Below are 12,459 nucleotides of genomic sequence, written 5' to 3'. Positions count from 1 at the left end.
CGCAGTCATCGCTGCGGGTGTGCTGATAGTGCCGCTTTCAGCCAACGCTGCAGTAGACCTGCCCGCGAAAACGCCGCAACAGGTTCTGGAAATGGTCGCTACGACCTCGGTCGACGCGTTCTCCGGCACTGTGGTGCAGACGGCTGACCTCGGCTTGCCCGAACTGCCGCAGATCGGGCAGACCGCCGGCTCCGGTTCGAACGCGCCGGGAACTGACTCCGGCCAGACTGCCTCCATCGCTGCCGCCCTCGAATTCCTGACTGGCACCCACACGGCCCGGGTGTTTGTCGACGGGCCGACGAAGACGCGTCTTCAGGTGATGGACTCCCTTGCGGAGCGAGACCTCGTGCACAACGGCTCGAACGTGTGGTTGTACGACTCGGCCAAGAACGCCGCCACCCGGGTGACTTTGCCACAGGGCGATGCAACCGTGCCCAACGACGGCAGCACCACCATTCAGACCCCAGCCGAAATGGCCGACCGCCTCCTTGCTTCAGTGGGACCGAGCACCACCGTGACAGTGGGCGACAACACCCGAGTGGCCGGACGCCCCGTGTACGACCTGGTGCTGACCCCGAAATCGGCGGACACCCTCGTGGGATCCGTGTCGATCGGCGTCGACTCCGAAACCGGGCTCCCGCTGCAGGTACTGGTGCGGGCGCGTGGTCAGCAGAGCCCAGCGTTCCGCATCGCTTTCAGCGATGTGACGCTCACTGCGCCATCTGCCGGCCTGTTCGATTTCACTCCTCCGGCAGGCGCCACCGTCACGCAACAGGCGTTGCCCCAGTCAAATTCTGCAACCGGTCATGCGACCATGCCCGCCGCCCCACCCACGGTCACCGGAACCGGCTGGGACACTGTGGTGTCGTTGCCCGCCGGTCAGGGGACGTCCACGATGCTCGATTCCCCGATGCTGGCCCAGGTGACGACCTCCGTTTCAGGAGGGCGGCTGCTGTCAACCTCGCTGCTGAACGTGTACCTCAGCCAGGACGGGCGAGTCTTCGCCGGTGCCGTACCACTGTCGGTGTTGCAGAGTGCGGCCACCGGACGGTGACCGCCGCGCTGGCCGCCGCGTTCGCTGTTGAAACTCGCGGGCTGACCAAACGATTCGGTGCCCACGCGGCCGTTGACGACGTGCATCTCGCCGTGCCACGGGGTTCGGTCTTCGGTTTTCTGGGGCCGAACGGTTCGGGCAAGACGACAACAATTCGCATGTTGCTCGGCCTCGCGTCGGCCACTGCGGGCGAGATCCGGGTGCTCGGCCGTGACATGCCGCACGAGCTGAACACCGTGTTGCCGCAGGTCGGGGCCCTGGTGGAGGGGCCCGCGTTCTATCCGTTCCTGTCGGGTGCGGCCAATCTGCACCGGCTCGACACGGCCAACAGGTACGCTCCCGGGAGCACGCGAAACACTCGGGTGCGTGATGCACTGGCCCGGGTCGGCCTCGGCCACGCCGAACACAAGAAGGTGCACGCATACTCTCTGGGGATGAAGCAGCGCCTCGGGCTGGCGAACGCGCTGCTCAGCCCACGCGAACTACTGGTGCTCGACGAGCCCACCAACGGGCTTGATCCCCAGGGCACACGAGAGGTGCGCCATCTGGTGCGCTCCCTCGCGGCTGACGGGGCCACCGTGTTCGTCTCCAGCCACTTGCTCAGCGAGATCGAACAGATTTGCACTCATGTCGGCGTGATGAGTGCCGGGCGCCTCGTCTCCCAGGGCACCCTCGACGAGTTGCGATCGACCTCCGACCGGCGAGTGCGGGTGGTCACCCCCGACCCGGAGGCTGCGACTCGGGTATTGAGCGGACTGGGGATGCAGCCCGTGGCGTTCTCGGAATCTGACCTGCGGCCGGGTGACGTGGAATCGGGCGTGACAGCGGGATTGACAGATTCCGTGGCCCCGGAGGAGGTCGTCGCCGCATTGGTCACCGCCGGGGTGAGGGTGCGAGGTTTCGAATTGGTCTCGTCCACCCTCGAGGAGAGGTTCGTCGAATTGACCGGGGAGGGGTTTGACGTTGTCCAGTGATCCACCGGCTGATGTCACGCCCACCCGAACGAGGGTCGGGTGGGCTCTACTTGCCTCCGAACTGAGCGTGCTCTATCGCCGTCGGCGCACGTGGGCGATGTTGGGGGCGTTGGCCGCCATCCCCGTGCTGATCGCCATCGCCGTTCGGGTCACGTCAGGCAGTTCCTCGGGCCGCGGGCCTGCGTTCCTGGATCAGATCACCCAGAACGGCTTGTTCGTCGCACTGACCGCCATGGTGGTCTCGACGCCACTGTTCCTCCCGCTGACTGTCGGTGTGGTCGCGGGCGACACGATCTCAGGGGAGGCGAGCCACGGCACATTGCGCTACCTGTTGGCCGCGCCCGCCGGTCGGGTTCGCCTGCTCGTGGTCAAGTTCGTCGGTGCCGCCGTCTTCTGCCTGAGTGCCGCTGGCTCCGTCGTACTCGCCGGAATCCTCATCGGTGCGATCCTGTTCCCTGTCGGGCCGGTGACATTGCTCTCCGGTGACACGGTCGGCCCGGTCGAGTCAATTGGCAGGTTGGCGCTGGTCGCCTCCTACGTCGCCGTCTCATTGCTCGGTCTGAGCGCCATCGGGCTGTTCATCTCCACGCTCACCGACGTTCCGGTCGGGGCCATGGCGGCCACCGTCGTGCTTGCCGTCACCGCCCAGGTGCTGGGTGCCCTGCCGCAACTCGACTGGCTGCACCCGTGGCTGTTCACGAACTATTGGCTCGGCTTCGCCGACCTGCTGCGGCAGCCGATCGCCTGGGACTCGTTCGGGAGCAACGCGGTGCTGCAACTGGGCTACATCGTCGTCTTCGGTGCGTTGGCGTACTCGCGGTTCACCACGAAGGACGTCTTGTCCTGAGCCGAGCCGACCCTCCCGTGTCGGACTCATCGCTCAGCGGACTATCCGTTGGCTGAGGGATCGCGCAGCGATCGTCTCGAAGCCCTCACGAACGACCGAGGCTTGGCGGGGCGTTGATCTCGAGACGATTCTTCGTTCCTCAGAATCCCTCGATCAGCGAGCAGAGGCGATCAGTGCCCGCGCGCGATCCATTCGTCGAGCTGGGGGGCCTCGGCGCCAATAGACGTCGGGTCTCCGTGCCCGGTGTTCACCACCGTTTCGGCTGGCAGGGTCAGCAACCGTGAGCGGATCGACTCGATGATCGTCGCAAAGTCGCTGTGACTGCGACCGGTTGCCCCCGGGCCGCCGTTGAACAACGTGTCGCCAGAGAACAGCACGCCCTCCGACTCCAGGTGGAAGCAGGTCGAGCCGGGCGAGTGCCCTGGCGTATGCAGGGCAACCAGTGTTGCCCCGGCCACCTCGAATGTGTCTCCATCGGCTATCTCATGGTCGGGCGAGGAATCCGGGTAGACCGTGTCCCACAGCATCCGATCGTCTGGGTTCAAGTAGACGGGAGCGTCGACCAGTTCGCGGAACTCACCCACAGCGCGGATGTGGTCGTCGTGCCCGTGGGTGAGCAGGATCGCCTTCACCGTGCGTCCGGCAACCGCGTCGCTGATGCGTGCGGGCTCGTGCGCCGGGTCGATCACAATCACCGATTGGTCGTCACCGACGATCCAGACGTTGTTGTCCACATCCCAGGTGCCGCCGTCCAGCGAAAAAGTGCCGCTGGTCACCAGGTTCTCAATGCGTAACGTCATTTACAGTTCAACCACCGATCGTAGTACCGTGCCCTTGGCCATCGTGGCAAAGGCTTCTTCAATCTGGTCCAGGGTGATGCGCTCGGAGACGAACGCGTCGAGGTCCAGGTTTCCGAGCTTGTAGTGCTCGACGAGCATGGGGAAGTCACGCGACGGGAGGCAGTCGCCGTACCAGGAGGACTTCAGGGCGCCACCGCGGCCGAAGACATCCAGCAGCGGCAACTCCAGCGTCATCTCCGGGGTGGGCACTCCGACCAGCACGACGGTGCCGGCTAGGTCGCGCGCATAGAACGCCTGCTTATAGGTCTCGGGTCGCCCGACGGCCTCGATCACCACGTCGGCACCGTTCCCGTCGGTGAGGGCGCGAATCGCCTCGACCGCGTCTTCTTCGGACGAGTTCACGGATGCCGTGGCTCCGAGAGATTTCGCCATCTGCAACTTCTTCTCGTCGATGTCGACGGCGATGATCTTCGTCGCCCCGGCGAGCTTCGCACCGGCGATCGCCGCTATGCCCACACCGCCACAGCCGATCACGGCCACGGAGTCGCCGCGCTTGACCGCGCCGGTGTTGATGGCAGCACCGATGCCGGCCATCACGCCGCAGCCGAGCAGGCCGACGGCGGCCGGGTCGGCATCCTCATCGACTTTTGTGCATTGGCCCGCGGCAACGAGGGTCTTCTCGGCGAACGCGCCGATACCCAGCGCGGGGGAGAGCACGGTGCCGTCTTCCAGAGTCATCTTCTGGGTGGCATTGTGCGTGTTGAAACAGTACTGGGCCTGACCGCGCTTGCACGCGCGGCACTGGCCGCAGACGGCGCGCCAGTTGAGGATCACCCGGTCGCCCACGGCGACCTCGGTGACGTCGTCGCCGACGGCCGCAACCACACCCGTGGCCTCGTGGCCGAGCAGGAAGGGAAAGTCATCGTTGATCGCACCCTGCTTGTAGTGCAGGTCGGTGTGGCAGACGCCGCAGGTGAGGATGTCGACCAGCGCCTCGCCGGGCCCGGGGTCGGGAACCAGAATGGTCTCCAACGTCACGGGTGCGTTCTTCGAGAGCACCACAGCGCCCTGAACCTTGTGAATCGCCATTCTGGTTTCCTTACTGGGCGCACGCCTTTGCCCGGGCTCGAGTCGTTGAGTGGCGGCAGCCTCGGCCGTAACTGGCACGGCGCCGCTCCATACGAGCGTAGCCGGTTCGGATGCGGCCGGAGGAATGAAGGAGGCCGGGCTCCGTCAAACGGGGCCCGGCCTCAGCTTCGGATTGTGGTGCCGGTGGTGGGAGTCGAACCCACACGTCCTTTCGAACAAAGCATTTTGAGTGCTCCGCGTCTGCCATTCCGCCACACCGGCTAACAACACCTGCATCAGAATATCGTAAGCTTTGAGCGTGACTGACCAATCGAGTGAAAAAGACCCCGCCCCGATCGCAAAACGACGCGTGGTCGTCGCTGAAGACGAATCGTTGATCCGCCTCGACATCGTCGAGATCCTCCGTGACAACGGGTTCGACGTTGTCGGCGAGGCCGGCGACGGCGAGACCGCCGTCGAATTGGCCACCGAGTTGCGCCCCGATCTGGTCGTGATGGACATCAAGATGCCCAAACTCGACGGGATCTCCGCCGCCGAGCGGCTCACCAAGGCCCGCATCGCGCCGGTCGTGCTGCTCACCGCGTTCAGCCAGAAAGACCTGGTCGAGCGCGCCACCGAAGCCGGGGCTCTCGCCTACGTCGTGAAGCCGTTCACTCCGAACGACCTCTTGCCTGCGATCGAGATCGCCCTCAGCCGACACGCGCAGATCGTCGCACTCGAGAACGAGGTCAGCGACCTGGTCGAGCGTTTCGAGACTCGCAAGGTCGTCGACCGTGCCAAGGGACTCCTCAACGACAAGATGGGTCTGACCGAGCCGGAGGCGTTCCGTTGGATCCAGAAGGCGTCGATGGATCGCCGCCTCACCATGCACGACGTCGCCCAGGCGATCATCGAGCAGCTCACCGCCAAGAAGTAGCGCCTGATCACGTTTCGCGCCACGGGGAACACCTCGCGCCTGTTTGAACCTGCGCGAAGCGTTCAAACTGGCGCGCGGTGTGATCTGTAGCGTCAGCGCTCTTTGATCAGGTTGGTCATTCTGATCGAGCAGCAGCGGCGGTCCTGGTCGTCTGAGATCGCGATCTCGTGCGTGGTCAGAGTACGGCCAAGGTGGATCGGCGTGCACACCCCGGTGACGAATCCCGATGTCGCACTTCTGGTGTGGCTGGCATTGATCTCGATCCCCACTGCGAGCCGATCGGCCCCGGCAAACAGGTTCGCCGCCATCGACGCGAGCGACTCGCCGAGCACAACGAATGCCCCGCCGTGCAGCAGCATCGTCGGCTGGGTGTTGCCTTCAACAGGCATCCGAGCCACCGAGCGTTCGACCGTGAACTCAAGCATCTCGATGCCCATCGTGTCGGCCAGCTTTCCGAGGCCCACCCGCTTGACGAACTCCCAGGCATCCTGACTCATACATCCCTCTCACTCGAACACTCCGGGTCAGCCGCCCGCCGCGGCCTGCTTGTAGGCTGGCAGGCGTGTCAGACTCCGAAAAGCCTACCCTCATGATCATCGACGGCCACTCGCTCGCGTTCCGTGCCTTCTACGCCCTCCCCGTGGACAGTTTCGTCAACCGGGAAGGTCAGCACACGAACGCCATCCACGGTTTCATCGCCATGCTGATCAACCTGATCCGTGATGAGAAGCCGACGCACCTCGCCGTCGCCTTCGACATCTCCCGGTACTCGTTCCGCACCCGCGAATACCCGGAGTACAAGGGCACCCGCGGTGAGACGCCGCCGGAGTTCGTCGGGCAGATCCCACTGCTCGAAGAGGCACTGCATGCCATGAACATCGTGACGGTCTCGAAAGAGGACTACGAGGCCGACGATATTCTCGCCACTCTGTCAAGACAGGGGGCCGAACAGGGCTACCGGGTGCTGGTGGTCTCGGGCGACCGCGACTCGATCCAACTGGTGAACGACGATGTGACCCTCTTGTATCCCTCAGTACGCGGTGTGAGCGAACTCACCCGATACGACGCCGAGAAGGTCTTCGAGAAGTACGGGATCCAGCCGCACCAGTACCCCGACATCGCCGCCCTTGTGGGCGAGAGCAGCGACAACCTGATCGGTGTCGACAAGGTCGGCGAGAAGACTGCCGTCAAATGGATCAACCTCTACGGCAGTCTCGACGAGATCCTCGCCCACGCCGATGAGATCAAGGGAGTGGTCGGCAACAACCTGCGTGAACAGAAGGATCGGGCAATTCTCAACCGCAGGCTGAACCACCTGGTCACCGATGTCGAACTACCCATCGCCCCGGGCGACCTCGCCGTGCAGCCGATCAACGAGGCAGAACTGCGAGACGTGTTCGGACGACTGCAGTTCCGCACCCTCCTCGACCGGGTGTTGAAGATCGCAGGCAGCGACGGCTCCTCCGGGCCCGAGGACGACGATGCAGCGCCCACGGTGCAGGCGCCGGTCGTTCGCACCATGGTCGACGAGGAGCTCGCGCACTGGCTGGCAACGACCTCGGTGAAGGGCACCGTGCCTCTGGCTGTGCACATCGAACACGACGGTGATGCGGTCACCGGGTTCGGCCTGGCCACCCTGACCGAGTCGGTGTATGTGCCGTGGGCACTCGGCCGCCCCGACTACTCCGCACTCGAACAATGGCTGGCGTCCGAGTCGCCCAAGGTCCTGGCGGATTCGAAACAGGTGGCGAAGACCCTCGCCTCCACCGAACTGAGAATCGCCGGCGTCGACTTCGACAACCGACTCGCGGCCTGGTTGATCAAACCCGGAAGCACCACCCAGTCGCTCGCCGCCCAGGTCCTCGACCTGTTCGATGAAACGTTGCCGGAAGCCGACCCGAACCAATTGGTTCCCGAAGACGACCCGCTCTCACCGGCCACCCGCGCCTGGTACGTGCTTCGCGTGGCAGGCGAACTTCGTGAACGACTCGGGGACAGTTCCACACGGGTTCTCCAGACAATCGAGCTGCCACTGGCACCGATCCTGGCACTGATGGAGCTGACCGGCGTCACAGTCAACCGCACCGTGCTCTCGGAACTTCGTGACGAACTGACCACGCGGGCCGACCGGCTCGCGACCAGCGCGTACGCCGAGATCGGCCACGAGGTGAACCTGGGCTCGCCGAAGCAGCTGCAGCAGGTGTTGTTCGACGAGCTGGAAATGCCCAAGACACGGGCGACCAAGACCGGTTACACCACCGACGCCTCAGCTCTGGCCGACCTTCAACTGAAGAACCCGCACCCGTTCCTCGACCTGCTCCTGAAGCATCGCGATGCGACCAAGTTGAAGCAGATCACCGAGACGCTGGAGAAATCGGTGGATGCCGGGGGCCGGGTGCACACCACCTACGATCAGACCGGCACCGCGACCGGACGGGTGTCGTCGACCGACCCGAACCTGCAGAACATCCCGGTGCGCACCGCCGAGGGCCGCCGCATCCGTTCGGCGTTCGAGAAGGGCGAGGACTTCGAGACACTTCTCACCGCCGACTACTCGCAAATCGAGATGCGCATCATGGCGCACCTGTCCGAAGACGCCGGGCTCATCCAGGCGTTCCAGGAGGGTGAGGACCTGCACCGTTTCGTGGGTGCCCACATCTTTGGCGTGGAACCGGCAGAGGTGACCCCGGTGATGCGCACCAAGGTGAAGGCGATGAGCTACGGACTGGTCTACGGGTTGAGCGCGTTCGGCCTGTCCAAGCAGTTGCGCATCGAGCAGTCCGAGGCCAAACAGCTGATGACCGACTACTTCGCCCGGTTCGGTGCGGTGCGCGACTACCTGCGCAACGTGGTCGAGCAGGCGCGCCTCGACGGCTACACCGAGACCATCTTCGGTCGCCGCCGCCCGTTCACCGACCTGACCAGCACCAACCGGGTGCTGCGCGACAACGCGGAGCGACAGGCGTTGAACGCACCGATCCAGGGCTCCGCCGCCGACATCATCAAGATCGCGATGATCGGGATCGCCGATGACCTGCAGGCGAAGAACCTGGAGTCTCGAATGCTGCTGCAGGTTCACGATGAGCTCATCTTCGAGGTGGCCGAGGGGGAGTGGGACACCGTGTCCGAGTTGGTGACGACGCGGATGTCGACTGCCGCCGAGCTGCGTGTGCCGCTCGATGTGCAGGTCGGACGCGGCGTGAACTGGGACGCCGCAGCCCACTGAGCCGCCTTCTGATGCGCCTGGCGGCGTTTTTCACCAATCGGCTGAACCACAGTGCAGTAGCTGGGGTTTTCGCACGAGAATAACCCTGACTACTCACCTCTGGGCGGAGGGGGCCTCTGGGCGGAGGGGTGGGGGCCTCTGACCGAAAGGACGGGTGCTGTCCGCGAAAAGGCGACGGGCAGTCGGATTAGGGTGGAGACATGACGAATCCTGCAGAGCGCACCCCGACCCCCATCGATGCCATAGCCGAAGCGTGGGTCGACACCGAGCTCGACCTGTTCCCCGAATACCGGGTGTATCTGGGCAGGCCCGGCCGGGAGGGCGAGTATGCCGACTACTCTCCGGCCGGCGCCGAAGCCGCAGCGGCCGCCGCCCGCTCCACCCTGGCCGAGATCACCGCCGCCAGCCCGGCAGACGAGGTGGACCGGGTCACCAAGATGGATCTCTCCCGAGAACTGCAATTGCAGCTCGACAAGCACGAGGCCGGGTTCGAACAGCGTGACCTCAACGTGATCGCGTCGCCGGCCCAGAGCCTGCGCGACATCTTCGACCTGATGCCCACCGATACCGAAGACGACTGGGCCCACGTCGCCACTCGCATGCACAACCTGCCTGCAGCGATGGATGGCTATATCGCGACCCTGCGTTCCGGAATCGCTGACGGGCACGTGCCGGCCATCCGTCAGGTGCGCGAGATCGTCACGCAGGCGAACAAACAGGTCGAGCGAACCGGGTTCTTCTACACCTTGGCCGCGGGAGCGCGCTCAGGCGACACCGACCTGCCCGACTCGTTGAAGAAAGACCTCGCCAGCGGCGCAGAAGCGTCCGCCGCGGCCTATGACAGGCTCGCCCGGTTCCTCGGCGATGAGTTGGCCGAGCATGCGCCGGAACCCGACGCCGTGGGTCGCGAACTGTACTCGCTGGCCTCGCGCGACTTCCTCGGCGCGACCGTCGACCTGGACGAGACCTACGAGTGGGGGATCGAAGAGCTGGCGCGCATGGTCGCGGAGCAGGAGGCCATCGCCCAGGAGATCAAACCCGGCGCATCCGTGTTGGAGGCGATCGACCATCTCGACAAGGACACCAGCCGCAAACTGCACGGCACGGATGCCCTCCGGAAGTGGATGCAGGCCACGAGCGACCGCGCAGTAGAAGAGCTCTCGCGCTCGCACTTCGACATTCCGGAGGAGGTCAAGCGCCTGGAGTGCATGATCGCGCCCACCCAGGAGGGCGGAATCTACTACACCGGGCCAAGCGACGACTTCTCTCGTGCCGGCCGCATGTGGTGGAGCGTTCCCGCGGGTGTCACCGAGTTCGACACCTGGCGGGAGCTGACCACCGTGTATCACGAGGGCGTGCCTGGCCATCACCTGCAGATCGGTATGGCCACCTACAACAAGGCCATGCTCAACACCTGGCGGCGCAATGCCGGCACCTCCGGTCACGCAGAGGGCTGGGCGCTGTATGCCGAACGCCTGATGCAGGAGCTCGGCTACCTTGACGACCCGGCTGACAGGCTGGGAATGCTCGACGGGCAGCGCATGCGTGCCGCCCGCGTCGTTCTCGACATCGGGGTACACCTGGGCAAGACGTTGCCCGACGGCACGGGAAAGTGGACCGGGGAGTATGCGTTCGGGTTCATGGGCACGAACGTCAACATGAGCGAACAGTTCGTGCGTTTCGAGGTGAACCGCTACCTCGGCTGGCCCGGGCAGGCGCCGTCATACAAGATCGGCCAGCGCATCTGGGAGCAGCTGCGCGACGAGGCGAAACAGCGCGAGGGTGCCGCATTCGACATCAAGGCGTTCCACAAGCGGGCGCTCGACATCGGTGGGGTCGGTCTGGACACGCTCAAGGCCGCCCTGGCCCAGTAGCACGGCACCCCTGTGCGGGATCAGGGCTGGTCACCGTATGAGGCCGTGCTCGGCGACGAACTGTGGAGCCTGCATCCGCGCCTACGCACCTATTTCTCAGTGATCGCTGACGGGTGTGAAGGTGTCGGCGAAGGTGTGTTCGCCACTGTGGGCACTCCACGACGCTGGCTGCACCCGTTCATCCGGGCGCTGGCACCTTCTGATGTCGTGTTCCCGGTGTGGGAGAAGAATGTGCCGTTCACCGTCATCAATTCCGCAGTGGTGGTGAACGGCAAACCCGCCGTCGCGGCCGAGCGAAGGTTTCATCTGGCCGGCGGAGACCGAGTCATGCGCGACCTCATCGTGCGGACGTCTGCTGGGCTCGTCGATGTGCTCGGCCGGCGCCGACGGATTCGCGTTCAGCTCGAAACCCAAGTCATCGAGGGGGAGCTCCGAATGCGGTCGCGCCGGGTCGAGTTACGAATCGCCTCGTGGCACATCAGGCTTTTTGGCCCGCTGGCTCCGGGCGTCGAACTCACCGAACGGTTCTCACACACCGACGGGCGGCAGCACGTCACGGTCGAGATCCGAGTTCCGCTTCTCGGTAAGGTCTACGAGTACGAGGGTTCATTCGCGTACGAGATCCGGTCGGGGGACAGATGAAGACAGTGATCGCCGGGGCCTCCGGTTTCATGGGCTCCCACTTCACGGCCCGGCTTCGCGACCTGGGCCACGAGGTGCTGCACATCGGGCGGTCGTCGCCGGTGCGGTGGGGCGAGAACGCCGCGATGACAGACCTTCTGGAGGGCGCCGATCTCCTGGTGAACCTCGCTGGCACGAGCGTGAACTGCCGGTACACTCCGGAGAACCGCGCCGAGATTCTCAGGTCCCGCATCGAGACGACCCGCGAACTCGCCGATGCAGTGCGCGCCTGTGAAGAACCGCCCGCACTGTGGATCAACTCGTCGACCGCGACGATCTACCGTCACGCGGACGATCGGCCGATGACAGAATCCACGGGAGAGTTGGGCACCGGGTTCTCCGTGGAGATCGCGAAGGCCTGGGAGAATGCCTTCTTCGAAGGCGAGCTGCCCGATACCCGCAGGGTCGCCCTGCGCATAGCGATCGTTCTCGGTGACGGGGGTGCGCTCACACCGATGCTCCGCCTCGCGCGGTTCGGCCTCGGAGGCCCTCAACTCGATGGCCGCTGGTTCAGCACGGCGGCTCGCCGCGATGCCGGCACCTTTCACGAGTTCGGCACACGGTGTGGACGCCAGAAGTTCTCGTGGATTCACGTGGATGATGTACTCGGCATCATTCTGTTCCTCGCAGAGAACGCCGAACTCGATGGCATCATCAATGCGGCTTCTCCGAACCCGACGGATAACCGCACCCTGATGAAGTCGATCCGTGCGGTGAGTGGAATCCCATTCGGGTTCCCGGCGTTTCGGTGGGTGATCGAACTCGGGGCCATGCTCATCCGCACCGAGACCGAGCTGAGTCTGAAGAGTCGGTGGGTGGTGCCGGAGCGCCTGCTCCAGGAAGGCTTCGTCTTCGAGCACCCGACGCTTGTGCCGGCTCTGAGGGAGATCATCACCGGCAGACCGGCGAAGTGACGCCGGCGTGGGCTCGTGTCCGACCCGCACGGTCAGCGGTTGGGTACGCCGCAGGAGATCCCATCGAGCGTTGTGTTCGTGTCC

11 protein-coding genes and 1 tRNA gene are annotated in these 12,459 nt (G+C 64.8%); 8 read left to right on the top strand and 4 right to left on the bottom strand.

Features of this window, described 5'->3' with window-relative positions; all coding sequences use genetic code 11:
• The first annotated feature begins 91 nt into the window (after positions 1-91).
• Genes DL891_RS08570 through DL891_RS08560 form a run of 3 tightly spaced genes read left to right on the top strand, consistent with a single transcriptional unit; the run spans position 92 to position 2,875 of the window.
• Entirely contained in the window at positions 92-1,054 is a 963-nt protein-coding gene (locus DL891_RS08570; protein ID WP_232819077.1) for a DUF2092 domain-containing protein, read from the top strand.
• On the top strand, positions 1,051-2,028 hold the full coding sequence (locus DL891_RS08565) for an ATP-binding cassette domain-containing protein (protein WP_111720012.1): 978 nt from the start codon (positions 1,051-1,053) through the stop codon (positions 2,026-2,028). Before DL891_RS08570 ends, DL891_RS08565 begins: the two co-directional genes overlap by 4 nt.
• On the top strand, positions 2,012-2,875 hold the full coding sequence (locus DL891_RS08560) for an ABC transporter permease (RefSeq protein ID WP_111720011.1): 864 nt from the start codon (positions 2,012-2,014) through the stop codon (positions 2,873-2,875). Before DL891_RS08565 ends, DL891_RS08560 begins: the two co-directional genes overlap by 17 nt.
• A 170-nt stretch (positions 2,876-3,045) precedes the next feature.
• Here DL891_RS08560 and DL891_RS08555 read toward each other — a convergent pair whose 3' ends face one another.
• The 3 genes from DL891_RS08555 to DL891_RS08545 form a co-directional block, all read right to left on the bottom strand.
• Positions 3,046-3,675, bottom strand: coding sequence for an MBL fold metallo-hydrolase (locus DL891_RS08555; RefSeq protein WP_111720010.1), 630 nt, complete (start codon positions 3,673-3,675; stop codon positions 3,046-3,048).
• Complete coding sequence (locus tag DL891_RS08550) at positions 3,676-4,764, bottom strand: S-(hydroxymethyl)mycothiol dehydrogenase (protein WP_111720009.1); 1,089 nt, start codon at positions 4,762-4,764, stop codon at positions 3,676-3,678. It lies immediately after the preceding gene.
• Between the two features lie 175 nt (positions 4,765-4,939).
• Positions 4,940-5,025 (bottom strand) — tRNA-Leu (locus DL891_RS08545).
• Between the two features lie 37 nt (positions 5,026-5,062).
• Between DL891_RS08545 and DL891_RS08540 the strand changes: the two genes are divergently transcribed.
• The gene (locus DL891_RS08540) at positions 5,063-5,680 is read left to right on the top strand and encodes an ANTAR domain-containing response regulator (protein WP_111720008.1); all 618 of its coding nucleotides are present in this window, start codon (positions 5,063-5,065) and stop codon (positions 5,678-5,680) included.
• Between the two features lie 92 nt (positions 5,681-5,772).
• Here DL891_RS08540 and DL891_RS08535 read toward each other — a convergent pair whose 3' ends face one another.
• Positions 5,773-6,177 carry a hotdog fold thioesterase gene (locus tag DL891_RS08535; protein ID WP_111720007.1) on the bottom strand — a complete coding sequence of 135 codons (405 nt, stop codon included), beginning with the start codon at positions 6,175-6,177 and terminating at the stop codon, positions 5,773-5,775.
• Between the two features lie 65 nt (positions 6,178-6,242).
• On the opposite strand from DL891_RS08535, the gene polA reads away from it, so the two are divergent.
• The 4 genes from polA (at position 6,243) to DL891_RS08515 (ending at position 12,375) form a co-directional block, all read left to right on the top strand.
• The gene (polA, locus tag DL891_RS08530; protein ID WP_111720006.1) at positions 6,243-8,906 is read left to right on the top strand and encodes a DNA polymerase I; all 2,664 of its coding nucleotides are present in this window, start codon (positions 6,243-6,245) and stop codon (positions 8,904-8,906) included.
• Positions 8,907-9,106: 200 nt separating this feature from the next.
• A complete protein-coding gene (locus DL891_RS08525; RefSeq protein ID WP_111720005.1) occupies positions 9,107-10,780 on the top strand; it encodes a DUF885 domain-containing protein in 1,674 nt (557 codons plus the stop codon).
• 45 nt (positions 10,781-10,825) lie between these two features.
• Positions 10,826-11,422, top strand: coding sequence for a DUF4166 domain-containing protein (locus tag DL891_RS08520; protein ID WP_157962450.1), 597 nt, complete (start codon positions 10,826-10,828; stop codon positions 11,420-11,422).
• Complete coding sequence (locus tag DL891_RS08515) at positions 11,419-12,375, top strand: epimerase (RefSeq protein ID WP_111720003.1); 957 nt, start codon at positions 11,419-11,421, stop codon at positions 12,373-12,375. Before DL891_RS08520 ends, DL891_RS08515 begins: the two co-directional genes overlap by 4 nt.
• The last annotated feature ends 84 nt before the right edge of the window (positions 12,376-12,459 follow it).

The organism is Homoserinimonas sp. OAct 916, assembly GCF_003260275.1.
Taxonomy (GTDB): Bacteria; Actinomycetota; Actinomycetes; order Actinomycetales; family Microbacteriaceae; genus OACT-916.
Note: the sequence above shows the minus strand (reverse complement) of the source record. Positions and strands in the feature narration are given on the sequence as shown.

What these genes read in the sequence shown, in the direction of transcription:
- DL891_RS08570 (WP_232819077.1), top strand. Translation starts at nt 92, where the DNA reads ATGGTCGCTACGACCTCGGTCGACGCGTTCTCCGGCACTGTGGTGCAG.
- DL891_RS08555 (WP_111720010.1), bottom strand. Translation starts at nt 3,675, where the DNA reads ATGACGTTACGCATTGAGAACCTGGTGACCAGCGGCACTTTTTCGCTG.
- DL891_RS08550 (WP_111720009.1), bottom strand. Translation starts at nt 4,764, where the DNA reads ATGGCGATTCACAAGGTTCAGGGCGCTGTGGTGCTCTCGAAGAACGCA.
- DL891_RS08535 (WP_111720007.1), bottom strand. Translation starts at nt 6,177, where the DNA reads ATGAGTCAGGATGCCTGGGAGTTCGTCAAGCGGGTGGGCCTCGGAAAG.
- DL891_RS08525 (WP_111720005.1), top strand. Translation starts at nt 9,107, where the DNA reads ATGACGAATCCTGCAGAGCGCACCCCGACCCCCATCGATGCCATAGCC.
- DL891_RS08515 (WP_111720003.1), top strand. Translation starts at nt 11,419, where the DNA reads ATGAAGACAGTGATCGCCGGGGCCTCCGGTTTCATGGGCTCCCACTTC.